Genomic DNA, 22499 nt, shown 5'->3' on the forward strand with positions numbered 1-22499 from the left:
ATTGCCGGCCAGCAGGCCGCCGGCTCCGCCGGCTCCGCCGGCAGCCCCAGGACCTCCCGGTCCGCCAGTCCCGCCGTTGCCAATAAACCCAGCGCTACCGCCGGCGCCTCCGGGTGTACCGGCGGCGGTGCTGGCCCCGCCGGCCCCGCCATTACCGAATAGCAGGCCGCCAGGCCCGCCTGGTTGGCCGACGCCGTTGATGCTGCCCCCGTTTGCGCCGTCACCGATCAGTGGGCGCCCAAACAACGTCTGGGTGGGCGCGTTGATCGCGTTGAGCACCGCCTGCTCGACGACCTGCAGCGGTGAGGCACTAGCGGCTTCGGCCGTCGCGTACGATGCCGCGCTCGACGCCAAGGCCTGCACAAACCGCTGGTGGAACTCCGCGGCCTGCGCACTGATGGCTTGATATGCGCGGGCATGAGCGTCGAAAATGGCCGCGATCTGTACCGAGACTTCGTCGGCAGCCGCGGCAATTACGCCTGTTGTGGGAGCCGCCGCCGCGGCGGTAGCGGCGCCGAGCGCCGAACCGATACCTGATATGTCCTTCGCGGCCGCTGCCAGCGTCTCTGGAACCGCTATCACGTACGACATCGGGACCTCCTACTCCGCAGCGATGAGCAGGATCGTAACTTGCCGCACCGAGTGTATTGAGGCTTTCGGCAACTCCCCGGCGTGGGTTAAACCCAGTACGGCACCCGGGCCCGATACTGGCGCATAGCAAACGCTGCCAGTACCCATCCAACAACGGTCAGCAGACCCACCACCAGCCAGTGCCGCAGCTCTTGATCGGCACCCAAAAGCGGCGCCCGCACGATGTCGAGGTAGTGCAGCAGCGGGTTGAGCTCGACGATGTGAGCCCAGCGTCCGGCGCCCTGCTGTCGCAATGTGTCGTCGTTCCAGATGATCGGCGTCATGAAGAACAGCAGCTGTACGACCGAAAATAACAGCGGCCCGATGTCGCGGTAACGGGTCGCCAGGATGCCGAAACACAGTGACACCCACACACAATTGAGAACAATCAATCCCAACGCCAATAGAACCGACAAATCCGCCCAGGACCACGGCTTGGGAAAGATCGCGGCGACAACAAGGTAGATCACGATGTTGTGGGCAAACAAGATCATCTGGCGCCAGACCAGCCGGTAGACGTGCACGGAAAGCGGCGTCGGCAATTGCTTAATCAGGCCCTCGTTGGACACGAAGACGTCGGCACCCTCCAGGATGGCGGCGTTGATCAGGTTCCAGACGATCAGCCCGAGGGTGACATAGGGCAGGTGCTCGGACAGCTCGAGGTGAAACAGCTTGGAGTACAGCCCGCCCATCGCTACCGCGGTGGTCCCGGTCGCGATGGTGATCCAAAACGGCCCCAGCACCGAGCGGCGATAGCGCTGCTTGATGTCCTGCCAGCCCAGGTGCAGCCACAGCTCGCGGCGTCGGAATCCGTCGACCAGGTCACGACGCGCGCGGGCAAGTGTCCGCGACTGCGCGGCAGCATCGATGAACGTCATCTCTAACCTCCTGGCCGCCCGAACCTCTCACGCCGTCCCAAGCGGCGCAACTGTATCCACTCCAACAGACCCTTGGGATCGCGACGGGTCACCAGGAAAAACCAGCCGAACCGCAGCCACTCCTGGGGCAGCAGCTTGCGCAAACCGGGTTGGGATAACACGTAGCCGCGGTTGCGGTAGGTGAAGAACCGCTTACCGGGGTCGTCAGGATACTGGGTGTGCATGCGACCGCCCAGGATTGGCTTGAACTCCCCAGATCCGCAGGGGTGCAAGTAGACCGCGTCCAGGCAGGTTCCGAACGACAGGCCGGAGCGCACCAGCCGGCGGTGCATCTCCACCTCATCGCCACGGATGAACAACCGCAGGTCCGGGACCCCGATCGCCTCCAGCGTCGACGCGCGGAACAGTGCGCCGTTGAACAACGACGCGATGCCGGGCAGCAATTCCTGCCCGACCTCGGTGCGCAATTCGCTGGTGCGCCTGCGCCATGTCAAACCGCGCCGCAACGGAAACGCCAGCCGCTGCGGGTCGTCCATGTTGCACACCATCGGTGACACCTCAGCCAACCCGTGTTTTTCGGCGCAGCCCAGCAGTGTCTCCAGCACGCCGGTGTCTTGGGGACGCCCGTCGTCATCGGCCAGCCACACCCAATCGGCCCCGAGCGCCAGTGCATGTAACATGCCCCACGCGAAACCGCCTGCACCACCGAGATTTCGGCGCGAACCAAGATAACTGCTGGCAATCGGCTGCGCGGCAACCAGGTCACGGACGTGGCCGTCATTGTCGTTGTCGACGACGACCAGGTGATCCGGCAACCGGGTTTGTGCACCCAGCACGTCAAGCGACTTGGCCAGTTCGTTGGGACGCCGGTGCGTGACCACAACGGCGATCACGGTTTCAGTCATCGGCTGACGTTTTGGCGGCAGTCTCGGCGAGCACCTCGCGCACGTGTCGGGCGGCGTCGTCGCCCTCGTAGGCGCGCACCACCTCTTCGATGTTGCCGCTGAGTCGGATGACGCCGTGGTCGATCCACATGGCGGTCTTGCACAGCCGAGCCAGAAACTCGTTGGAATGGCTGGCGAATACCAAGATTCCGGAACGTTCCACCAGGCTTTGCAGTCGTGACTGAGCCTTCTTGAGAAATTCGGCGTCGACGGCGCCAATACCCTCGTCGAGCAACAGGATCTCCGGGTCGATGCTGGTCACCACGCCCATCGCCAACCGCACCCGCATGCCGGTGGAGTAGGTACGCAGCGGCATCGACAGGTACTCACCCAGCTCGGTGAACTCGGCGATTTCGTCGACTTTGGCCAGCATCTGTTTGCGGGTCTGTCCTAGGAACAGGCCGCGGATGATGATGTTCTCGTACCCGGAGATCTCTGGATCCATGCCGATGCCCAGATCGAAAACCGGCGCCACGCGGCCAGTGACCTTGGCCCAGCCGCGGGTGGGTTCGTAGATGCCCGAAAGTAGGCGTAGCAGAGTCGATTTCCCGGCTCCGTTGTGGCCGACCAGGCCGACTCGGTCGCCCAGTTTCAGAGACATGGTGATCTCGCGCAATGCCTCGACGACAACGACGTTGGAGCTGTTGCGGCCGATGGCACCGCCCGCCTTACCCAGGAAAGCCTTCTTCAGGGAGCGCGACTTGGCGTCGAAGATGGGAAATTCCACCCACGCGTCGCGCGTCTCGATGAAGGGACTTGTCGACACGGCTTACAGGTATTGTCCGGTGCCGTGACCGTGGTGGCCCCCCTTGGTCAGGCCCGGCGGCAGCGCACCCTGCCGCATCTGTTCCAGCTGCGCCCGGGCGGCCATCTGCTGGGCGAACAGCGCGGTCTGAATACCGTGGAAGAGCCCTTCCAGCCAGCCCACCAGCTGTGCCTGCGCGATGCGCAGTTCAGCATCTGAGGGTGCGCTCTCCTCGCTGAACGGCAGTGTCAACCGGTCGAGTTCCTCGCGCAGTTCCGGTGCCAGGCCGTCTTCGAGTTCTTGGATGCTGGTCCGGTGAATATCGCGTAGTCGGTTGCGGCTGGCTTCATCGAGCGGTGCGGCGCGGACTTCTTCGAGGAGTTGCTTGATCATGGTGCCAATGCGCATTACCTTGGCCGGCTGTTCGACAAGATCGGTAAGCGAGCGTTCGTCGGAGTCGTCCTCCGGCGTCGCCAGCAGCCGCGAATCGACATCACCAATGATCTCGATGCCTTCGACAGCTGAGTCGTCGTTGCCGGTACTCAATGCAGTCACCATCCTCTTGAGGTATCACTAGGAGCGCGTCGCTGCGGCCTTGCCGCGCCACTCGTAAATTCGAGCCCCGCCGTTGTCGTAAATCTTCTTCCACGACGGTGAATTCTCTAGAGAGACTAGTCCGTCGGGAACGGCGAACCCCCTGACCGTCGGACTGCTGGTCAGGATGTAGCGGATATTGAGGACCTTGATGGCCTCCAGTACTCGCGGATCGGCAGCGCCTTTGCGGGCGTAGGCCCAAAAGATGAACCGGTGATAGCCCGGGCCTTGCTGCACTGGGTAGTCGTAGTGGGTCCACAGCGGGTGCAGGCCGGCCACGGCATACATCCACGCCGTGCCGTCGGTGTTGGCGTTGCCGATCACGGTGTCGCGCGCGCCTGGCAATGTTGCCAGATAGGCCATGGCGTCGAGGTCTTTCTGGTTGATCATCACCGAGTCGTACTTGTCGCCGAACAAAAACCGGTGCCGCGGAAAGTAATGCCACGTACTGGCCAGGCAGATCCCGATCAGCAGGGCGGCGGTAATCGAAACCCAGAAGGGCTGCGGCAGCGTCCGGAACCGATCGGTGCGTCGCTTCGCCCCGGCTACCACCAGTGTGACCATAGTGAACAGCGCGACGCCGGCCATCAGCATCAGCAGCAGCGTGGTGGCTGCTGCGATCCGGCGCGGATCGTTGTAGAAGAATTCGCCGAGTCCGCCGGCGACCGCTCCGATCGGACCGCCCAGGGGGGTGCCGGCGTTGACGTTGGCCACGATCAGCAGCAGCCACACCGCCAGCGGCCACCAAATTTTCTTGATCAGCAGAATGCAGCCGCCAACAGCGGCCACCGCGATCAACGCGTACTGGACCGGAAAGTCATTGAGGTGGCGCGAGTGCTGGAAAACCGCGTCGAACACGCCGCGCCGCTTGCTCAGATAGGTGAGAAAGGAGTGCCCGGCAATGATGTCTTCCTGTTGTTCGACGCTGAGGAATTGCGGCAACATGATCAGCCCCGAAATGACAGCCACGCCAGCCAGCGTCACAAGATCGGGCAGCCGGCCGCGGACCGGATGCCACAACGCATCCAGCAGCCACCAGGTCGCCACCAGCAGCACTACGACGACCCCACCGCTGATGTGTACCGACAACACACCCACAAACGCCAACACCGCCACCGGGATGCGGTCGCGATGTCGCAAGGTCGAGGTGATCAACGCCATCGTGGGCACCGCGACCCCGTAGGCGGCCAGGTTGGGCATTGCGGCGGTGTCGAACTCGACATAGGGCACCGCGGTAAACGACGCGGATAACGCCGCCGCGGTGGCCGCCGCGCCTGCGGTGCGCCACTGCGTGGTGTGCGTGCGCACCGCCCGCCAGGTCAGCACCGCCGCGCTGACCGGGATCAGCCAGACGGCTACGGCCAGCGAGCTCAATGTGTAACCGGTAGTCGCCGCGGCGCCGGTGAGCTGACAGAACACCGCGGCTAGCGCGTGGAACACGGACGGGTAGTACAGCAGCGCATGGGTCTCGACGTTGCGCAGCTCACCCATGTGGGTGGGCGACGCCTGGCCGGTGTCGAGGATGAAGCGAACGGTGTTGGCGTGCCACACCGCGTCCCACGTGCTGGGGATGGACTGCCAGTGTTGGATCCCGCGATTGGCCGCCCAGCCGATGAGCAGCGCACCCAACAGCACCCCGGCCGCGACCGTGAGCGCCGGACCGCGGCTGACTGCCCGCGCCTCGGCGTCCCGGTCTCGGAATCGGCCGAGCACGAGCTGCAGACCGGTCACCACCGCTGCGACGACGGCCAAGGCAACCAACGCCGTCCAACCGTTCCAGGGGATGCCCAGGGCCCCGTACGGCAGGATCGCCAGCGCGATAACCCCGTAGGTCAACGGCGGGCCCACCGCGATAGCGATGGGCCAATTCAGCTGCGCGATACGGGCGACGATGGCGCCGGGCGCGATCAGCAATACCAGTGCGATCAGCGTTCCGAACCACAAGCTCACTCGACTAGTATGGCTGGCCAAGGTGGGTTGGCTCGGGAAGCCCAAGGGGCTGGACCGTTTGTGGCATACCCGCTACCGTCACCAATTTGCGGACATAGCGAGAGCGTTAAGGCGGCTGGCATGGCATACGACGTCGCCCGGGTGCGCGGCCTGCACCCGTCGCTGGGTGACGGATGGGTGCACTTCGACGCGCCGGCCGGCATGCTGATTCCCGATTCGGTGGCCACCACCGTGTCGACGGCCTTTCGCCGGTCGGCCGCCAGCACAGCAGGTGCTCACCCAGCTGCCGGACGTAGCGCCGCAGTGCTGGACGCGGCTCGTGAGGCGGTGGCCGACCTGGTCAACGGTGATCCGAGCGGGGTGGTGCTGGGCGCCGATCGCACGGTGTTGCTGTCCTCGTTGGCCGAGGCGGCAGCTTCGCGTTCCGGACTGGGCTACGAGGTGATCGTCAGCCGCCTCGACAGCGAGGCGAATATTGCGCCCTGGCTGCGGGCGGCACACCGCTACGGCGCCAAGGTGAAGTGGGCCGAAGTCGACATCGAGACGGGTGAGCTGCCGACGTGGCAGTGGGAGGGTCTGATCAGCAAGTCGACGCGGCTGGTAGCGGTGACGTCCGCGTCAGAAACGCTGGGCGCGGTCACTGATCTGCGCGCGATGACCAAGCTGGTTCACGACATCGGTGGTCTGGTGGTGGTCGACCACTCCGCCGCAGCCCCGTACCGGCTGCTCGATATCAAGGAAACCGAGGCCGACGTGGTGGCGGTCAACGCGGTGGGGTGGGGTGGTCCGCCGATCGGGGCGATGGTTTTCCGGGAACCGGCATTGATGAACACCTTCACCTCGGTGTCGACCAACCCCTACGCCACCGGCCCGGCACGCCTGGAGATCGGCGGGCACCAGTTCGGTCTGCTGGCCGGCGTGGTCGCCAGCATCGAATACCTCGCCGCACTCGACGAGTCGGCACGCGGCAGCCGGCGCGAGCGTCTCTCGGTGTCTATGCAATCCGCGTCGGCCTATCTGAACCGGGTCTTCGACTACCTGATGGTGTCGCTGCGGTCGTTGCCGTTGGTGATGGTGATTGGCCGCCCGGAGGCGCGCATCCCGGTAGTCAGCCTGGCGCTGCACGACGTGCCGGCAGACCGGGTGGTGCAGCGGTTGGCCGACAACGGAATTCTGGCGATCGCCAACGCCACGTCACGCGCGTTGGACGTGTTGGGTGTCAACGATGTGGGCGGGGCGGTGACCGTCGGGCTGGCGCACTACTCGACGATGGCCGAAGTCGACCAGTTGGTGCGTGCGCTGGCGTCCCTGGGCTAGTCGTTAAGGGTGAGCAGGATTTTGCCGTAGCTGTTGCCCGACAGCAGCATCTGATGCGCCTGTGCCGCCTCCTGGATGGGCAGGCGCGTGCTGATGATCGGCCGAACCTGACCGTTGGCAATCATCGGCCAGACCGAGTCGGTCACCGCCGCGACGATGACGCTCTTGCCGTTGCGGCCGCTCACCGCCCGCGCTCGTAGCGTGGTGCCAATGATCCGAGTCCGTTTGGTGAGCAGCTTGCCCAAATTCAGCTCCGCTTTGACGCCACCCTGCATGCCGATGATGACCAACTGCCCGTCGGTGGCCAGCGCGTCGATATTGCGGTCCAGATAGGCCGCGCCCATGATGTCGAGAATCACGTCGGCGCCGTCGGTTTCGCCTTTGACCCGCGCGACGAAGTCCTCGTCGTGATAGTTGATGGTGATCTGTGCTCCCAAGCCGCGGCAGAGCTCAAGCTTTTCCGTTGAGCCGGCGGTAACTGCCACCCGTGCACCCAACGCGCGCCCGACCTGAATCGCATGGGTGCCGATACCGCTGGCGCCGCCGTGAATCAGCAGGAGCTGGCCGGGGCTCAGGTGGGCGGTCATCACCAGGTTCGACCACACCGTGCAGGCCACTTCGGGAAGTGCCGCGGCATCGACGAGGTTGACGGATACCGGGATGGGCATGGCCTGTCCGGCCGGGACAGCGACGTATTCGGCGTATCCGCCGCCGGCCAGCAATGCGCAAACCTCTTGTCCCACAGACCATTGCGTGACCCCTGTGCCGACGTCAGCGATGCAGCCGCTGACCTCCATGCCGATGATGTCGCTGGCGCCCGGCGGTGGTGGGTACTTTCCGGCGGCCTGCAGCACGTCGGCGCGGTTGACGCCCGCGGCGGCGACCTTAATGAGCACCTCACCCGCCCCGGCGGACACATCGGGGACCTCTTGCCAAATCAACGTATCGGGGGATTCAGCAACGATGGCGCGCATGGTGGTCACGTTACAAGCGACGCTACCCTTGTCCTACCCTTGTCCTACCCTTGTCCGAGGTGGCGTGGCAGAGCGGCCCAATGCACTCGCCTTGAAAGCGAGAGACGGCTAACACCGTCCGGGGGTTCAAATCCCTCCGCCACCGCTGTGTGTAGGCGGGTCCTAGTTGGGGCAATTGATGTAGGCGTTCGTCGACTGGCGCTGTTGCGCGTGATGCAGGCCGACCATCAGCGCTACGGATTCTCGAAGGTTTTCTGGCCCCTGATTGAGGCCATGCCGGACCGGACAGCTCATCGGGATTGGGCCGCCACTCAACTACCCAGTGCTACCCGTTAAGAACGCGCTGCCGTCGCGGCGTCGAACCCCAGGAACGTCTCGACCCGGCCGCACACCGCCTCGCAAAAGCCATCCAGCGACCATCGGTGATGGCGCTTCCAACATCATCTGCCATGGTCCAAAAGCGGCTGGCAGGTCTGCCATGGGCTACCCGTTCGGTGGTCAACGCTTTCCCATTCGGTAGAGACGCCTAAGCCCGAGCGCCATCGGTCTGGTCGAAGTACCGCCAGTCGCCGCCGATGCTGACTTCCATCCGCCAGCCGAGTTCGGCCTTTTCGGACTTTCCCTCAAACTCGGTGTCGACGAACCACGCGTGCGCGTCGTCGGCGCTGGCAATGTCTTTGGTGGCCACAACCTCGCCACGTGGGCTGATTACTCGGTAGGTAGACATTGCCGCAGGGTTCCCACCGACCGGCGAAGTCAACCGGACGGAATCTGGGCGGTGATCGTGTTCAGCAGCGCGCCATAGCGGCCAGCTTCGGGATCTCGGCCGGGTTTACCGCTGCTGAGCACCGCAGCGGCCAGCCGGCGTTGTGGATCGGCCCACACCGCGATATTCACCAAGCCGAGATGGCCGAACGCGGCCGGCGCGTGGCGTCCGAACGGCCCAAACCGCGTCGATCCCAGCATGTATCCCGTTCCCCAGCGCAGCGGCATCAGGCCGGTCGCGACATCGGGTCGCAGGCGCCGGCATTCCTTGACGGCGTCGCGCAGCGTTTCCGGCGCCATGACCCGCACCCCGTCGAGTTCGCCGCCGCGGCGCAGGATTTCCATAAAGCGGGACAACTCGTTCGCGTTCGACACGGTGTTGGACGACGGGATGATCGTGCTGAGAAACAGCGGCTGGTTGGTGTACGGGATGACCTCGTGCACGGTGCCGCCGATCGCCTTGCGAAAGGCTGCGGCGATCAACGGCGGCAACGGTGGCCCGGTGGCATGACTAGGCGCGACCAGCGGAAGGTCTTTCTTCGCCACTCCGAAGTTGGTCCATCGAAAGCCCAACGGGTCGAGGATTTCGGTGGCCAGGATGTCGCGGATTTCCTTGCCGGTGGTCCGCCAAATGATCTCGCGCATCAACGGGCCCCAAGTCAGGGCGTGGTACATGTGCACTAACCCGGGCCGGTAGAGCGGCCTCAAGTCGCCGAGCTTTTCCAGGGCGTATTCGTGGTCGTCGGCTTTGGTGACGTCCGGCCTGGGCCCGGTCGGGAACGGGACGCCGGCACTGTGGGTCAGGACGTGCCGGATCGTGGTGCGGTCCTTGCCGTGGCTGGTGTAGCTGGGTAGGTACTCGCAGACACGGTCATCGAGCGAGAAGTGGCCCCGTTCGACGAGCAGGTGCACGACGGTCGCGGTGATGGCCTTGGCCGAAGAGTAGGCGCAAAACGGTGTGTCCGTGGCGACCGGGATCTTTTCCGCGTCGGCCGGATCGGTCGGGGCGTTGCCCCAGCCGTGGCCGATGGCGCGGTTGAGCACCACCCGGCCGTTGTGGCGCAGGCACAGCTGAATGGCGGGATGCATCCCGGCCTGGTACCAGTAGCGGGTGGCCTGCCAGATCCGTTTGATAGCCGCGCTCTCGATTTCGGAGTGGTCTTCTTCGCCGACCGCGGTTACGGCGTCCAAGTCTGCAGGAACGCGGATTCTGCCTTGGAGTGCGCCCGGGTTGGTCATGCCGTCAGGTTACGTGCTGGTGCTCCGCGGGCAGGGCACCAGCGAGCAACCGTATTCCCGCGAGGATCTGCGATTCGCTGAGGTTGGCGTAGCCCAGGATTAGCCCCGGCGGTGCGGCACCGGGGTCGAGATAGCTCGCCGCGAGCGGTTCGACTCGCACCCGCCTTGCGGCGGCATTGGCGATCAGCTCGTGGATGGGGTATTCGGGTTGGAACCGCACCGTCAGTTGCACACCGGCGGCCGCGCCGAGAACGGTGGCTTGCGGAAAGTGTTGGGCCAGCGCCCGCAGCATGGTGTTGCGGCGGCCGACGTAGCGGCGCCGCATCTGGCGCAGGTGGCGGTCGTAGTCGCCCGATGTCAGCAGCGCGGTAAACGCAAGTTGATCCATCACCGAGTTCCCACCGTCAGCCAGCCCCTTGGCCAGCGTTGCTGCACCGACGAGATCAGGGGGCAGCACCATCCAGCCCAACCGAAGCCCGGGAGCCAACGTCTTGCTGGCCGAGCCAAGATAGATCACCCGATCGGGAGCGATGCCCTGTAACGCGCCCACGGGGGCACGGTCGTAGCGGTATTCGGCGTCATAGTCGTCTTCAAGGATCAAATTGCCTGCCCGCGCCCACTGCATCAGCTCGGCACGGCGAGCAGCGGCCAGGACCACGCCGGTGGGTGACTGGTGCGCAGGAGTGGTGAGCGCCGCCCGAGCGGAGCTGGCGGCGAGCCTCTCGACGTCAAGGCCGTCATGGTCGACGGGTACCCCGACCGTCTGAGTAGCGTTGTGCCGCAAGATAGTACGATGCGGCGCAAACCCGGGATCTTCGACTGCGACCGGTGTCCGACCGGTGCGGCGCAATACCTGGGCGAGCACCGAGACGGCTTGCGTCACACCAGAGCAGATCACGATCCGCTCGGGGTCGGCCAGCACGGCACGGGTGCGCCCTAGGTAGTCGGAGAGGGCTGCGCGGGTGGTCGCGAGCCCTTTGGGTGTGCCATAGCCGAGCACGTCCCGCGGTGCTGCCGCTAGCCCTTGGCGCAAGGCCCGCAGCCAAGCAGCGCGTGGAAAACTGCCCACATCGGGGGTGCCCGATGTGAAGTCGACGTCGAAGCGCGGCCGGGTATCCGAGGCGGCCTCCGGTGGCTGCCCGACCGGGTCGATGCGAGCGACGCGTGTGCCCGAGCCATGTCGGCTGACCAGAAATCCCTCGGCTATCAGCTGGCCGTAGCTATCCACGACCAGCCGGCGGGACACGCCCAGGTCCGCGGCCAGCACCCGAGTTGAGGGCAACCGACTCTCGGGCCCCAGCCGGCCACTGCGAATCATGTCACGCAGCTGGTCGGTGAGCTGGCGGTGCAAAGGCAACTGTCGATCTTGGGCCAGCTCCAGGAGCACCTCCGGGCCCAAAGTGGTCCCCGAAATCATCACAAGATTGGAGCCTAACGCGGAACCATTCTCTTATTAGTGTGATCACATGACCACGGCACCGACACGGGAACGGTCTCGGTTCGTCGACGCGATCCTGATCCTCTTCGGCGTGTACTCCGCCGCTCTCGGGGTGTTCATGATGGTGGCGCCGGGAGTGTTCTTCGACAGCCTCGGCGCCTTCGGGGCCCGCAACGACCACTACATCTTCGACAACGCATCGTTCGAGTTGCCGCTGGGCCTGTTGCTGTTGGGCGGGTTGCGTTGGACGGCGTGGCGGGTTCCGGCGCTGGCCTTTGCGAGCGCGCACTGGCTATTGCACGCGCTGAGCCACCTCCTCGACACCCATCACCATGCCGGCGCCGGGGTCGGGTTGCTCGAATTCGCCGGACTGGTGGTCGGCACCGCACTGCTTGCGATGGCGTTGCGCTCGAGCATTATTCGCCGGTGAACTGCGGCGGGCGTTTGGCGAAGGTCGCAGAGATGCCCTCGGTCAGGTCCTTGGACGGCAGGAACGCGGCATTCCAGGCGGCGACATAACGCAGACTCTCCGTGACGGCGGAGCTGCGCTGCTGGTCAAGGACGTCCTTGATGCCGTGCACAGTCAGCGGCGGGTTGGCGGCGATCTCTGCGGCGGTGGCGTGGGCCGCGGCCAATGCGGCTTCGGCGTCCGCGTAGACATCGTTGACCAGGCCGATCTTTTCGGCGCGAGCCGCGTCGATGTCCCGGCCGGTCAATGCCAGTTCACGTAGATGTCCGTCGTTGAGGATTAGCGGCAGCCGGGCCAGGCTGCCGACATCGGCGACGATGGCCAGTTTGACTTCGCGAACCGAGAACTTGGCGTCGACGCTGGCGTAGCGGATGTCCACCGCCGAGATCAGGTCGACGCCGCCGCCGATGCACCACCCGTGCACCGAGGCGATGGTGGGTGTTCGGCAGTCGGCGACGGCGCTGATCGCATGCTGCATGCGCTTGATTTCGGTATGGAATTCCGCGCGCGGGCCGGCCAAGGCGTCGCCACCCAGCAGCGGGGCGAACGAACCACCCATCGCCGGAAGGTCGAGGCCATAGCTGAAGTTGTTGCCGGAGCCGGTGATCACGATGGCCCGCACGTCGCGGTCGGCGTCCAGCTTTGCGAACACCTCCGGCATCTCCGACCAAAACGCGGGCCCCATCGCATTGCCTTTGCCCGGCCCGATCAACGTCACCTGCGCGACCTGGTCCTTCGTTTCGACGGTGACGGATTCGTATGTTTCGCCCATGCCCAGACCGTAGCGTGGCCAGTATGCCCGCTGATTTGCGACCCGGACCCGATTCGCCGCCGGCCGACGAGCTGCAAAGCGCCGAAGCCGCACTCGCAGTGCTGCAGCAGGTTCTGTACACCATCGCCGGCGACGACAAGTCCAAGCAGACGCCGTGTACGGAGTACGACGTGAAGGGCCTGACCGGGCATCTGCTGAACTCAATTATGGTTCTCGGCGGCATGGTCGATGCGGAATTCTCCATGCGAGAAGACACCAACTCGGTGGAGCGCCTGGTGATTGGCGCCGCTCGGCCGGCGCTGGATGCCTGGCACCGCCACGGCCTGGAAGGTGAGGTGCCGCTGGGTCCCGGCTCGATGTCCGCCAGGGCCGCGGTCGCGGTGTTCTCGATCGAATTTCTGGTCCACGCGTGGGACTACGCCACCGCCGTGGGACGCGAGGTGCATGCGGCGGATTCGTTGGCCGAGTATGTGCTGGAGTTGGCCCGCCAACTCATCAAGCCGCACGAACGCAGCGCCGCCGGGTTCGCCGACCCGGTCGACGTGCCTGAGGAGTCGAGCCCCCTGGACCGGCTGGTCGCGTTCACCGGCCGCAATCCGGCCAGGTAATCCGGCGCGCGTCAGTTCCAGGCGCACGCAAAGCGCAGCAGGGCGTCGTTTTCTTCCGGAGCGCCTATGGTCACCCGGACGCCGTCGACGCCCATCGGCCGCACGACGATGCGCGCGCGGGCGGCCTGCTCAGCAAAGTCCCGGGTGCGGGTCCCCAGTGGCAGCCAGACGAAGTTGGCCTGTGGCGGCGGCAGGGTAAATCCGGCGGTGCGCAATGCGGCGCTGACCCTGGTACGTTCGGCGACCACCGCGTCGGTGCGGGCTAGGAGCTCGTCGGCGGCGTCCAGCGACGCGATGGCCGCTGTCTGCGCGATGCTCGACACCGTGAACGGCACGTAGACCTTGTCCAGCGCGACGATCACGTCGGGCTGGGCGATCGCGTACCCAACCCGCAAACCCGCCAGGCCGTACGCCTTAGAAAAGGTTCTCAGCACGACGACGTTGCTGTGCGAGCGGATCAGCTCCAGGCTGTCGGGAGCCATGCCGTCGCGAACGTATTCCACATAGGCCTCGTCGATCGCGATGAGAACGTCCGGGGGAACCGCGGCCACAAAGTCGGCAAGAGTGTCCGGTGGAACAACCGTGGAGGTCGGATTGTTGGGGTTGCACACGAAGATCAGCCGGGTGCGCTCGGTGATGGCTTTCAGCATGGCGTCCAGGTCGTACGTGTGGTTGGTGAGCGGCACGGGAACTGCCGTCGCGCCAGCGACCTGAACCTGGGGTGGGTAGAGCTCGAAGCTGCGCCAGCCGAAGATCACCTCGTCGGCTACCGACGCGGTGATTTGCACGAGCTGTTGGCATAGGCTCACCGAGCCGCAACCGACAGCGATGTGCTCGGGCGCGAAATCCGAGCCGACATGCTTGGCCAGCGCAGCCTTCAGTTCGACGCAGGCGTTGTCCGGATAGCGGTTGATCGTGTTGGTGGCGAGCTCGATGGCCGCGCGGACACTGGGCAGCGGCCCCAACACCGTCTCGTTGCTGGCCAATTTGACCGCGCCCGGCACGGTCTTGCCGGGAACGTAAACTGGCAGCCCGGCCAGCACGGGGCGCAGGCGGGCAGTCACGTCGACAGCATATGTTGCGGCTGTGTACGCTAAGCCTCCGGCGGCTCGGGGTTCCCAGCGTCGGGTACCCTCAGGAAGGCCATGGAGGCGTGCCAGAGCGGCCGAATGGGGCTCACTGCTAATGAGTTGTCCCCCTTCAAGGGGACCGGAGGTTCAAATCCTCTCGCCTCCGCTGGGTCCTTCCGGGGAATACAACTGAAGACAAGCGCCCGTAGCTCAACGGATAGAGCATCTGACTACGGATCAGAAGGTTGGGAGTTCGAATCTCTTCGGGCGCGCTTACCAATGCAAACCCTTCGCGATCAGTAGCCGACATGGCTGCAATCCGGTGGGGCGACCCGCTAAGCGCGACTTTGCCCGCGTGAAACTTCGATATTCCGGCCTACCGCCCGATGCGCCGACGCAGCCGGGTGATTGCGTTGAACCCACGGGTGACCACGCGGTCGGCGCGGGTCCCCAGCATCGGTAGCATCCCGATCTGACGAGCAAATCCAGCGCCGTCGTAGTAGACAGTATTGCTGGCCACCCGGCCGTCGGGTGCCAGCCGGATGACGTCGCATCCGAGAATCTCGACTCGGCGGCCGGTCGCTTCGATGCCCTGAAAAGGTGATCCCGTGAACGATCCGCCGCCCTTCCACTGGACCACGACCTGGCCTGTGCCGTCATCGACGATATTCTGTATCACCAGCCGCCAATCTGGGACCGCTGCGAAGAGTCCCGTGAACCACTGCGTCAAGGCCGCTGCCCCGCGCACAGTTTCGCCGGTGGCGAGGAAGTAATCGACCGAGTCGTCGCTCCAGAAGTCTTGTGCCTGGGAGAAATCACGTTCGTCGAACACACGGCGAAACACCTCCCGAACCCACTCTGCGTTCGTGGTGCCGGGTTGTAGCGCAGTCACGTGTGGCCTCCTTCAGCGGCCGCTGGGACGATCATCGCCGCTGCCCCCGACGATAGACCCGACTATGAGGCTGATAGCGGTCTTTGAAGCACGGCCTGCGGTAAGTGCCACCGGCAGATGTCAGGATGTCGTCGCGCTCTGCGCAAGTCAACTAGTACTGCGACTCGATAATGTTCAACGCCCGTTCGAACAGCTGCACGGTGGCCGCATGCAATTGATCGCCCACTTCCTTTTCGGCTTTGCCTGCGCATGCCCGGGCCAGCGTGCCCTCGATCACGATGCCGAGCTTGAAGCAGGCCAGCACGGTGTACCAGGTGATGTGCGACAGGTTCCGCGTGGTGTTGGCGGCGTACCGGTGCAGCAGATCGTCGGGAGTGGCCAATCCGCTTTGGCCGCTCAGGGCGTGGCCGAACACACTGGACCCGTCCGGCTGGCGCCAGGTGGCCAGCAGCCAGCCCAAGTCGAGCAGCGGGTCGCCGATCGTGCACATTTCCCAGTCCACGATGGCGACCACGTCCGGCCCGGTCCAGGAGAACATGACGTTGCCGGCGTGGTAGTCGCCGTGCATGATGCCGGGCGTCCACCTCGACGGTCGATGGCGCTGTAGCCACGCGGACACCTGCTCGACTCCCGGGATTTGCGGGCCCGGGTAGCCGTCGAACTGCTGATAAGACTCCAGCTCTGAAAGCCAACGTGGCACTTGGCGTTCCAAGAAGCCGTCCGGTTTGCCCAAGTCGGCGAGCCCGACCGCGACGTGGTCGACAGCGCCCAGTCTGGCCAGCGCATCGGCCATCGACAGACCCATCTGGAACCGCACTTCAGGATCGCCGGCGTGCAGCGGCGGCAGCCCTTCACCGGCGTTGAAACCGTCGACGGGCTCCATCAGGTAGAAGACCGCGTCGCCGAGTACCCCAGTGTCGGCGCAGGTGGCGATCAGGCGCGGATGCGGGACGTCGGAGCCGGCTAGCGCTGCCAGCACCGTGGTTTCGCGCAGTATCACGGTGTTGCTGCGCGGGCGCAGGTGCTGCGGCCCGCGCCGCAGCACGTAGGGTCGACCGGACCTGGTGAAGTGCAACATGACGTTCTGAGTTCCGCCGGTCACGGCGGAGACATCCTCCAAGGGGCCCTCGCCCAGTCCCTGCGTGGACATCCATGCCGCTACCGCGTCCAGGTCCACCTGTCAAAACCTACCCTGACGCGATGACGTCGCCGGTAATTCGCCAATGGATCGGGGACGTGGTCTTCACCGGGCAGGAGGGCCGCGCCGGTCGAGGCCACCGTGGCTGGCAGCTCGGGCGGCTAGATCGTGCCAATCCTCCCTTACCGCAATGCTTGTCGCCGATGCTGACCCGCTGCCATGAGCACCAAGCCGCACCACGGCGGCTCGTGACAGCGGTATTGTCACCGTCATGGCTAAGCGAGGTGCCACCGTGGACGATGTGCATCGGATCGCCGCGTCGATGCCGTACGTCACGCGCTTGGAGGGGCCGAAGGGAAATCCGGTATACCAGGTGGGCGCTAAGTCGTTCGTCTACTTCCGCACTCCGCGGCCCGACGCGATAGACCCGGACAGCGGCGAACGCTATACCGATGTGATCATCCTGTGGGTGGAGTCCGAGGGCGACAAGCTGGCCCTGGTCCAAGATCCCGCATCGCCGTTTTTCACCACCCCCCACTTCGACGGACATCCCTCAGTCCTCGTGCGGGCCAGTCGATTGGGAGAAATCGACCCCGCAGAACTAACTGAGTTGATCCAGGACGCGTGGTTGTCCCGCGCCTCCACCAAGCGCGCCACGGCGTGGCTTAACCGAATTCCGCACTAATATCCCGCCGACACGTTTAGACAAGCGTGCAACGGGTACGTCGACCGCCACGAGATTCTTCTCGGACACGACGGAGGTCACCATGCGCGGAGTCATCGGGGCGATTGTGATTGTTTGGCTGCTCATCGGCGTGTTCGCGACTTGGCAGCGCGGCTACTTCAAAGGCGAGCAAGCAAGTTGCGCCTCGGTGGGAACAGTTGCGGTCACGATAATCGCCGGGCCGCTGAATTACCTCGGTGTCAATCCAAAAGTAACGGATTGCCATTTGCCGCAGCCCAGCGCAATGGATTCGATTGATCACATACTCGCAATGTAAAGGAAGTCCCCATGATTGTCGTCGGCGCTATCTTGCTCATCCTCGGTTTCGTGTTCGGCATTCATTTGCTCACGGTGCTCGGTGTTGTCTTGCTCGTGATCGGGGCAGTGCTGTGGGCCTTGGGCTCGATGGGCCGCCCAGTCGCCGGCAGGCGCTACTGGTACTAACCGGACGACTGAAACCTCAACGGTCGTACGGTCGCGCGACCTTTCACAGCCTGCGCATAGCAACGGCATAGCTTCGGCCTAGTCGGGGTGCGGATACTGGAAGCGTGACGACGCCCCGAAGTCCAGTTGAGCGCGTCGTCATGTGTCGCGCCGACGGCCAACCGGTCAACGTGCTCGTGGTCGACGATGAACCCGTGCTCGCCGAGATGGTTTCGATGGCGTTGCGCTACGAGGGCTGGGACACCGCCACCGCACCGGACGGCGCGTCGGCCGTTGCAGTGGCCCGCGCCGAGCGGCCCGACATCGTCGTGCTCGACGTGATGCTTCCCGACATGAGTGGCTTGGATGTATTGCACAGCCTCCGCAAGGAAAACCCCGGCCTGCCGGTACTGCTCTTGACGGCCAAGGACGCAGTGGAGGATCGCATTGCCGGGTTGACCGCCGGTGGCGACGATTACGTAACCAAGCCGTTCAGCATCGAGGAGGTGGTGCTGCGATTGCGGGCGCTGCTGCGCCGCACCGGCGTCACGACGGTCGACAGCGGCGCACAACTGGTGGTCGGAGACTTGATTCTGGACGAGGATAGTCATGAAGTCACCCGTGCCGACGAACCAATCTCGTTGACCTCCACCGAGTTTGAGCTATTGCGCTTCATGATGCGCAACTCCAGGCGGGTGCTGAGCAAGGCGCAGATTCTGGACCGGGTATGGAGTTACGACTTCGGCGGCCGGTCCAACATCGTTGAGTTGTACATCTCCTACCTGCGCAAGAAGATCGACCATGGTCGCGAACCCATGATCCACACGCTGCGTGGCGCCGGCTATGTCCTCAAGCCGGCCCGCTAAGACGCCCCGCGCCTGGTCACTTCGCCTGCAGCTGCTGGTCGGACAGGTCGTGGTGCTTGCGGTTGTGTGTATCGGAATCACCGCGGCAACCGAACTGGCACTGCACCACTACCTGGTGACACGGCTCGATAGCCAACTGAGCGGGACGTCCTACCGATCAGCCCTGCTCTACCCCGACCCGCCTCGCCGGCACGAACCACGCTACCAACGGCCCGGCCCGGGCCCGAGGTTTCTGGACGCACCGGGCCAGCCAGCAGGCATGGTTGCGGCCGTGGTCGGCGATGGCAAGACGATCGACGCTGGCTACCTCACCAGCAGCGGCGCCCGGTCCGCGTTAAGCCCGACCGCGCAATCTCAGTTAGCACAGATTGCGGCCAGCCGTACGCCGGTGACCCTCGACCTGGACGGGCTCGGCCGCTACCGTGTCGTCGCCGCCCCCAGTCGCAACCGCACCGACGTCATCGTCACCGGTCTGTCGATGGCAGGGGTCGACAACACCATGTTCCAGATGCTGATTATGTTCGGGATCGTCACCGTAGTCGCCCTGGTGGTCGCCACCACCGCCGGCGCCATGATCATCAGACAGGCGCTGAGGCCGTTGCGGCGAGTGGCCCAAACCGCGACCGAAGTCGTCGATTTGCCGCTGGATCGCGGCGAAGTCGAATTGCCGGTCCGCGTGCCCGAAACCGACGCCAACCCCTACACCGAAGTGGGTCAACTCGGGTCGGCGCTGAACCGGATGCTCGACCACATTGCGGCCGCCTTGTCGACGCGGCAGGCCAGTGAGACGCGGGTCCGCCAATTCGTCGCCGACGCTAGCCACGAGCTGCGCACTCCGCTCGCCGCGATCCGCGGTTATACCGAACTGGCGCAGCGCATGAGTGACGACCGGGAGGCGGTAGCACACGCCATGAACCGGGTGGCCTCGGAGACCGAGCGGATAACCCGGCTCGTCGAGGACCTACTGCTGCTGGCTCGTCTGGACTCCGGCCGGCCGCTGGAACGGGTGCCCGTGGACCTGTCCCGTTTGGCGGTCGACGCGGTCAGTGACGCACATATCGCCGGCCCGGATCACCAGTGGGAGCTTGACTTGCCTCCCGAACCCGTGATGATCACCGGGGATGCCGCCCGGCTGCACCAGGTGGTAGCGAATTTGCTCGCCAACGCCCGCGTCCATACCGGCGACGGCACCGTGGTGACGACCAGATTGAGCACCCAGCCGGCGCATGCTTTGCTGCAGGTGATCGACAACGGACCAGGGATTCCGGCCGGGCTGCAATCGGAGGTGTTCGAGCGGTTCGCCCGCGGCGACACCTCGCGGTCACGCAAAGGCGGCAGCACCGGGCTGGGCCTGGCGATCGTGTCCGCCGTCGTCAAAGCACACGGCGGAACTATCACGTTGCACAGCACACCGGGCCATACCGAGTTCGCGGTGCGGTTGCCACTCGACGATTGGCAACCGCCCGCCTCATCCTCGTCCGGCTAGGAACACGTCACGTCGATTTCGAACGGCTTGTTCACTGGCTGCATCGGGTTGGCCATGTCCACCCCGGTCGCGGTGCCAGTGATCTTGTAGGTGCTGCCGTTCTTGGTCGCCTCAGCTTTGCCCTGACCGGTGCCTGAGGTGTAGCCGAGGGTGACGCCGTTGACATTGCCGAGACCGACTGACTTCACCTCGGGAGGGTTGGTGTCAGTGAGCACGGCAGCGATGCCGGTAGCTGCCCCGCCGATCGCGATGTTGACGTTGCCGGCTGCCGTCGTGCAGACAACCGAGCCGGTTACGTGCTGGTCCTGTCCGTCGATGAGGACCTTCGTTCCGGAGGCTCCGCTACCTCCGGTGCTTGCCGATGTCGCACCTGTGCTCGAAGTCCCACCACCGCTCGTGGTGGACTTGTTGCTCGAACATCCAGAAAGACCTGCGACCAAAATAGCCGCTCCGGCCACCGCGACCGTCAGTCCACGCTTCACCTGTGCTCCTTTGCCGTTGTAGCGGTCCATCGGCTTTGAGGACCGCTTCGGCAGTATGCGGGCTAACTTGTCCAAGATCTAGAGCCCCAAGCAACTATTTCTATGCTCTGGTTTTCCTGTTAGTCCTTGAGAGTATCTTTCGGGCACGGTCGCATTGATGGCAATGTATTGTCGGTGAACCCCAAGCCGCCCTCCGGCGCCGTCGAGTCCGCTCATCGCGAGTATGTTCAGCCGAGCGCTGACACAACAGATTTCGACAATGCTGATCGTGGATTCATCACGGCGTTGTCGCCATGCGTCATCAAGGCCGCCGACGGCCGCGTGGTTTGGGACAATGACGCCTATTCGTTTCTGAATGGCCCCGCGCCGACATCGGTGCATCCCAGCCTGTGGCGGCAATCGACCCTCGCCGCCAAACAAGGCTTATACGAAGTGGTGCCCGGTATCTACCAAGTGCGCGGCTTGGACATATCGAATATCAGCTTCGTCGAGGGCGACACCGGCATCATTGTCATTGATCCGTTGGTGTGCACCGAGGTCGCCGCAGCGGCCCTGGAGATGTATCGCGCCCACCGAGGCGGTGACCGTCGAGTCGTCGCGGTGATCTACACCCACAGCCACGTCGATCACTTTGGCGGTGTCCTGGGAGTCACGTCGCAGGCAGATGTCGACGCCGGCAAGGTCGCGGTGCTAGCGCCGGACGGCTTCACCGCGCACGCGGTTCAGGAGAACATCTACGCCGGCGGAGCGATGATGCGCCGCGCGGGCTACATGTACGGGTCCTACCTGCCTCGCGGCCCCCAGGCGCAAGTGGGTTGTGGTCTCGGACAGACCCTTTCGACCGGCGATGTTTCGCTGATCGTGCCGACCGTCGACATCAAGAAAACCGGTGAGAAACACACCATCGACGGCGTCGAGATCGAATTCCAAATGGCGCCGGGCAGCGAGGCCCCAGCTGAGATGCACTTCTACTTCCCGCGCTTCCGCGCGCTGTGCATGGCCGAAAACGCCACCCACAACATGCACAACTTGCTGACCTTGCGCGGCGCCCTGGTACGCGACCCGCGTGCCTGGTCGGGCTACCTCACGGAGGCTATCGACACCTTCGGTCACCGGACCGACGTGGTCTTTGCCTCCCATCACTGGCCGACGTGGGGGCAGGACAACATCGTCGAGTTTCTCTCCCAACAGCGCGACATGTATTCCTACCTGCACGACCAGACGCTGCGGTTGCTCAACCAGGGATACACCGGAGTCGAGATCGCCGAAATGTTCCAACTGCCGCCCGCGCTGGAGCAGGCGTGGAATACCCACGGCTACTACGGGTCGGTCAGCCATAACGTGAAGGCGATCTACCAACGCTATATGGGTTGGTTCGACGGTAATCCGGGCCGGTTATGGCCTCACCCACCCGAGGCCATCGCTCCGCGTTACGTCGAGGCGATGGGTGGGATCGACCGCGTGGTAGAGCTGGCCGGCAAAGCCGTCGCTGACGGTGACTTTCGTTGGGCTGCAACACTTCTCGATCATGCGGTGTTCACCGACAGCAATCACGTCGGCGCCCGCGAACTCTACGCTGACACGCTGGAGCAACTGGCGTACGGGGCGGAATGTGCGACCTGGCGCAATTTCTTCTTGTCCGGCAGCACCGAATTGCGCTCCGGCAACGTGGGCACGTCGGGTCAGGTCCCGTCGGCCACGTTTTTCGATCAGCTGACGTTGGACCACATTTTCGGTGTCTTGGCGATCAGCATCAACGGTCCCCGCGCGTGGCATCTTGACCTGGCTATCGACTTCACTTTCACCGAGCAAGACGAAAATTATCGGCTCACGCTGCGCAACGGCGTGCTGATACATCGGAAGCTTGCAGCCGATTCGGCAACAGCGCACGCAACGGTGACCGTCGGCAACAAGGTTCGTCTGGTTGCCGCGGCGTTGGGGGACCTCACTTCGCCGGGTTTCGAAGTGTCCGGCGACGATACGGTGCTGTCGACTTTCCTCGGTGTCCTGGATCGGCCCAATCCGGGTTTCAACATCGTCACGCCGTAGCCCGCCCTGGCCGGCCACTGGCAGGTGCATCGCGTCGAGTGTGCGT

24 protein-coding genes, 3 tRNA genes and 1 pseudogene are annotated in these 22499 nt (G+C 64.5%); 12 read left to right on the forward strand and 16 right to left on the reverse strand.

What is annotated here, in order from left to right; all coding sequences use genetic code 11:
• The 6 genes from F0Q45_RS14345 to F0Q45_RS14370 form a co-directional block, all read right to left on the reverse strand.
• Nucleotides 1-591 (reverse strand): PE family protein (locus F0Q45_RS14345; protein ID WP_149654578.1); only part of this gene is annotated, 591 nt, incomplete at its 3' end.
• Between the two features lie 86 nt (nucleotides 592-677).
• The gene (wzm, locus tag F0Q45_RS14350) at nucleotides 678-1508 is read right to left on the reverse strand and encodes a galactan export ABC transporter permease subunit Wzm/RfbD (protein WP_149654579.1); all 831 of its coding nucleotides are present in this window, start codon (nucleotides 1506-1508) and stop codon (nucleotides 678-680) included.
• A 2-nt stretch (nucleotides 1509-1510) separates the two neighbouring features.
• A complete protein-coding gene (gene glfT1, locus F0Q45_RS14355) occupies nucleotides 1511-2413 on the reverse strand; it encodes a galactofuranosyltransferase GlfT1 (RefSeq protein WP_149654580.1) in 903 nt (300 codons plus the stop codon).
• A complete protein-coding gene (gene wzt / locus F0Q45_RS14360; RefSeq protein WP_149654581.1) occupies nucleotides 2406-3218 on the reverse strand; it encodes a galactan export ABC transporter ATP-binding subunit Wzt/RfbE in 813 nt (270 codons plus the stop codon). The genes glfT1 and wzt overlap by 8 nt, the downstream gene beginning before the upstream one ends.
• 3 nt (nucleotides 3219-3221) lie before the next feature.
• The gene (locus F0Q45_RS14365; RefSeq protein ID WP_149654582.1) at nucleotides 3222-3755 is read right to left on the reverse strand and encodes a bacterial proteasome activator family protein; all 534 of its coding nucleotides are present in this window, start codon (nucleotides 3753-3755) and stop codon (nucleotides 3222-3224) included.
• 15 nt (nucleotides 3756-3770) lie between these two features.
• Complete coding sequence (locus tag F0Q45_RS14370; protein WP_149654583.1) at nucleotides 3771-5741, reverse strand: DUF6541 family protein; 1971 nt, start codon at nucleotides 5739-5741, stop codon at nucleotides 3771-3773.
• A gap of 120 nt (nucleotides 5742-5861) precedes the next feature.
• On the opposite strand from F0Q45_RS14370, the gene F0Q45_RS14375 reads away from it, so the two are divergent.
• Entirely contained in the window at nucleotides 5862-7058 is a 1197-nt protein-coding gene (locus tag F0Q45_RS14375; protein ID WP_149654584.1) for a cysteine desulfurase-like protein, read from the forward strand.
• Here F0Q45_RS14375 and F0Q45_RS14380 read toward each other — a convergent pair.
• Nucleotides 7055-8032 carry an NAD(P)H-quinone oxidoreductase gene (locus F0Q45_RS14380; protein ID WP_188112943.1) on the reverse strand — a complete coding sequence of 326 codons (978 nt, stop codon included), beginning with the start codon at nucleotides 8030-8032 and terminating at the stop codon, nucleotides 7055-7057. The genes F0Q45_RS14375 and F0Q45_RS14380 overlap by 4 nt on opposite strands.
• Before the next feature lie 58 nt (nucleotides 8033-8090).
• On the opposite strand from F0Q45_RS14380, the gene F0Q45_RS14385 reads away from it, so the two are divergent.
• Nucleotides 8091-8177: transfer RNA gene (locus tag F0Q45_RS14385), tRNA-Ser, on the forward strand.
• A gap of 199 nt (nucleotides 8178-8376) precedes the next feature.
• On the opposite strand, the pseudogene F0Q45_RS14390 reads toward F0Q45_RS14385, so the two are convergent.
• The 4 genes and pseudogenes from F0Q45_RS14390 to pdxR all read right to left on the reverse strand — a co-directional run.
• Nucleotides 8377-8526 (reverse strand): annotated as a pseudogene (locus tag F0Q45_RS14390) (transposase); the annotation flags it as partial.
• Between the two features lie 32 nt (nucleotides 8527-8558).
• Nucleotides 8559-8759, reverse strand: a complete 201-nt coding sequence (locus F0Q45_RS14395; protein WP_149654586.1) for a hypothetical protein — start codon at nucleotides 8757-8759, stop codon at nucleotides 8559-8561.
• A 29-nt stretch (nucleotides 8760-8788) separates the two neighbouring features.
• Nucleotides 8789-10036, reverse strand: a complete 1248-nt coding sequence (lipE, locus tag F0Q45_RS14400; protein WP_149654587.1) for a lipase LipE — start codon at nucleotides 10034-10036, stop codon at nucleotides 8789-8791.
• Nucleotides 10037-10040: 4 nt separating this feature from the next.
• Entirely contained in the window at nucleotides 10041-11453 is a 1413-nt protein-coding gene (pdxR, locus tag F0Q45_RS14405; protein ID WP_262491009.1) for a MocR-like pyridoxine biosynthesis transcription factor PdxR, read from the reverse strand.
• Between the two features lie 49 nt (nucleotides 11454-11502).
• On the opposite strand from pdxR, the gene F0Q45_RS14410 reads away from it, so the two are divergent.
• Complete coding sequence (locus F0Q45_RS14410; RefSeq protein WP_149654589.1) at nucleotides 11503-11904, forward strand: hypothetical protein; 402 nt, start codon at nucleotides 11503-11505, stop codon at nucleotides 11902-11904.
• Here the strand turns inward: F0Q45_RS14410 and F0Q45_RS14415 are convergent.
• A complete protein-coding gene (locus F0Q45_RS14415) occupies nucleotides 11891-12715 on the reverse strand; it encodes a crotonase/enoyl-CoA hydratase family protein (RefSeq protein ID WP_149654590.1) in 825 nt (274 codons plus the stop codon). The genes F0Q45_RS14410 and F0Q45_RS14415 overlap by 14 nt on opposite strands.
• Nucleotides 12716-12738: 23 nt before the next feature.
• On the opposite strand from F0Q45_RS14415, the gene F0Q45_RS14420 reads away from it, so the two are divergent.
• Nucleotides 12739-13323: a TIGR03086 family metal-binding protein gene (locus F0Q45_RS14420; RefSeq protein ID WP_149654591.1), complete on the forward strand. Its 585-nt coding sequence runs from the start codon at nucleotides 12739-12741 to the stop codon at nucleotides 13321-13323.
• Between the two features lie 11 nt (nucleotides 13324-13334).
• Here the strand turns inward: F0Q45_RS14420 and F0Q45_RS14425 are convergent, their stop codons facing one another.
• A complete protein-coding gene (locus F0Q45_RS14425; protein WP_149654592.1) occupies nucleotides 13335-14387 on the reverse strand; it encodes a pyridoxal phosphate-dependent aminotransferase in 1053 nt (350 codons plus the stop codon).
• An 83-nt stretch (nucleotides 14388-14470) separates the two neighbouring features.
• Between F0Q45_RS14425 and F0Q45_RS14430 the strand changes: the two genes are divergently transcribed.
• Nucleotides 14471-14559, forward strand: a tRNA-Ser gene (locus tag F0Q45_RS14430).
• 33 nt (nucleotides 14560-14592) lie between these two features.
• Nucleotides 14593-14665, forward strand: a tRNA-Arg gene (locus tag F0Q45_RS14435).
• Between the two features lie 104 nt (nucleotides 14666-14769).
• Here F0Q45_RS14435 and F0Q45_RS14440 read toward each other — a convergent pair.
• Nucleotides 14770-15285, reverse strand: a complete 516-nt coding sequence (locus F0Q45_RS14440; RefSeq protein ID WP_149654593.1) for an ester cyclase — start codon at nucleotides 15283-15285, stop codon at nucleotides 14770-14772.
• A 151-nt stretch (nucleotides 15286-15436) separates the two neighbouring features.
• Nucleotides 15437-16435, reverse strand: coding sequence for a phosphotransferase family protein (locus F0Q45_RS14445; RefSeq protein WP_149654597.1), 999 nt, complete (start codon nucleotides 16433-16435; stop codon nucleotides 15437-15439).
• 259 nt (nucleotides 16436-16694) lie between these two features.
• Here F0Q45_RS14445 and F0Q45_RS14450 point away from each other — a divergent pair, with 259 nt between their 5' ends.
• The 5 genes from F0Q45_RS14450 (at nucleotide 16695) to F0Q45_RS14465 (ending at nucleotide 19922) form a co-directional block, all read left to right on the forward strand.
• Nucleotides 16695-17108 (forward strand): MmcQ/YjbR family DNA-binding protein, encoded by a 414-nt coding sequence (locus F0Q45_RS14450; protein WP_149654594.1) that lies wholly within the window; start codon nucleotides 16695-16697, stop codon nucleotides 17106-17108.
• An 82-nt stretch (nucleotides 17109-17190) separates the two neighbouring features.
• A complete protein-coding gene (locus tag F0Q45_RS14455) occupies nucleotides 17191-17424 on the forward strand; it encodes a hypothetical protein (protein ID WP_149654595.1) in 234 nt (77 codons plus the stop codon).
• Between the two features lie 11 nt (nucleotides 17425-17435).
• Nucleotides 17436-17591, forward strand: a complete 156-nt coding sequence (locus F0Q45_RS27755) for a DUF6131 family protein (RefSeq protein WP_188112944.1) — start codon at nucleotides 17436-17438, stop codon at nucleotides 17589-17591.
• 140 nt (nucleotides 17592-17731) lie between these two features.
• Nucleotides 17732-18436, forward strand: coding sequence for a response regulator transcription factor (locus tag F0Q45_RS14460; RefSeq protein ID WP_149654598.1), 705 nt, complete (start codon nucleotides 17732-17734; stop codon nucleotides 18434-18436).
• Complete coding sequence (locus F0Q45_RS14465; protein WP_223163910.1) at nucleotides 18414-19922, forward strand: sensor histidine kinase; 1509 nt, start codon at nucleotides 18414-18416, stop codon at nucleotides 19920-19922. Before F0Q45_RS14460 ends, F0Q45_RS14465 begins: the two co-directional genes overlap by 23 nt.
• On the opposite strand, the gene F0Q45_RS14470 is transcribed toward F0Q45_RS14465, so the two are convergent.
• Nucleotides 19919-20404 carry a lipoprotein LpqH gene (locus tag F0Q45_RS14470; RefSeq protein WP_149654596.1) on the reverse strand — a complete coding sequence of 162 codons (486 nt, stop codon included), beginning with the start codon at nucleotides 20402-20404 and terminating at the stop codon, nucleotides 19919-19921. The two genes, F0Q45_RS14465 and F0Q45_RS14470, sit on opposite strands and share 4 nt — an antisense overlap.
• Nucleotides 20405-20572: 168 nt before the next feature.
• Here F0Q45_RS14470 and F0Q45_RS14475 point away from each other — a divergent pair, with 168 nt between their 5' ends.
• Nucleotides 20573-22453 (forward strand): alkyl/aryl-sulfatase, encoded by a 1881-nt coding sequence (locus tag F0Q45_RS14475; RefSeq protein ID WP_149654600.1) that lies wholly within the window; start codon nucleotides 20573-20575, stop codon nucleotides 22451-22453.
• Nucleotides 22454-22499 lie beyond the last annotated feature (46 nt).

Source organism: Mycobacterium simiae, from assembly GCF_008370645.1.
Lineage (GTDB): Bacteria > Actinomycetota > Actinomycetes > Mycobacteriales > Mycobacteriaceae > Mycobacterium > Mycobacterium simiae_A.

What these genes read in the sequence shown, in the direction of transcription:
- F0Q45_RS14415 (WP_149654590.1), bottom strand. Translation starts at nt 12,715, where the DNA reads ATGGGCGAAACATACGAATCCGTCACCGTCGAAACGAAGGACCAGGTC.
- lipE (WP_149654587.1), bottom strand. Translation starts at nt 10,036, where the DNA reads ATGACCAACCCGGGCGCACTCCAAGGCAGAATCCGCGTTCCTGCAGAC.
- wzm (WP_149654579.1), bottom strand. Translation starts at nt 1,508, where the DNA reads ATGACGTTCATCGATGCTGCCGCGCAGTCGCGGACACTTGCCCGCGCG.
- F0Q45_RS14445 (WP_149654597.1), bottom strand. Translation starts at nt 16,435, where the DNA reads ATGTCCACGCAGGGACTGGGCGAGGGCCCCTTGGAGGATGTCTCCGCC.
- F0Q45_RS14365 (WP_149654582.1), bottom strand. Translation starts at nt 3,755, where the DNA reads ATGGTGACTGCATTGAGTACCGGCAACGACGACTCAGCTGTCGAAGGC.
- glfT1 (WP_149654580.1), bottom strand. Translation starts at nt 2,413, where the DNA reads ATGACTGAAACCGTGATCGCCGTTGTGGTCACGCACCGGCGTCCCAAC.
- F0Q45_RS14380 (WP_188112943.1), bottom strand. Translation starts at nt 8,032, where the DNA reads ATGCGCGCCATCGTTGCTGAATCCCCCGATACGTTGATTTGGCAAGAG.
- F0Q45_RS14465 (WP_223163910.1), top strand. Translation starts at nt 18,414, where the DNA reads ATGTCCTCAAGCCGGCCCGCTAAGACGCCCCGCGCCTGGTCACTTCGC.
- F0Q45_RS14450 (WP_149654594.1), top strand. Translation starts at nt 16,695, where the DNA reads ATGGCTAAGCGAGGTGCCACCGTGGACGATGTGCATCGGATCGCCGCG.
- F0Q45_RS14395 (WP_149654586.1), bottom strand. Translation starts at nt 8,759, where the DNA reads ATGTCTACCTACCGAGTAATCAGCCCACGTGGCGAGGTTGTGGCCACC.
- F0Q45_RS14455 (WP_149654595.1), top strand. Translation starts at nt 17,191, where the DNA reads ATGCGCGGAGTCATCGGGGCGATTGTGATTGTTTGGCTGCTCATCGGC.
- F0Q45_RS14460 (WP_149654598.1), top strand. Translation starts at nt 17,732, where the DNA reads ATGTGTCGCGCCGACGGCCAACCGGTCAACGTGCTCGTGGTCGACGAT.
- F0Q45_RS14410 (WP_149654589.1), top strand. Translation starts at nt 11,503, where the DNA reads ATGACCACGGCACCGACACGGGAACGGTCTCGGTTCGTCGACGCGATC.
- F0Q45_RS14375 (WP_149654584.1), top strand. Translation starts at nt 5,862, where the DNA reads ATGGCATACGACGTCGCCCGGGTGCGCGGCCTGCACCCGTCGCTGGGT.
- pdxR (WP_262491009.1), bottom strand. Translation starts at nt 11,453, where the DNA reads ATGATTTCGGGGACCACTTTGGGCCCGGAGGTGCTCCTGGAGCTGGCC.
- F0Q45_RS14420 (WP_149654591.1), top strand. Translation starts at nt 12,739, where the DNA reads ATGCCCGCTGATTTGCGACCCGGACCCGATTCGCCGCCGGCCGACGAG.
- F0Q45_RS27755 (WP_188112944.1), top strand. Translation starts at nt 17,436, where the DNA reads ATGATTGTCGTCGGCGCTATCTTGCTCATCCTCGGTTTCGTGTTCGGC.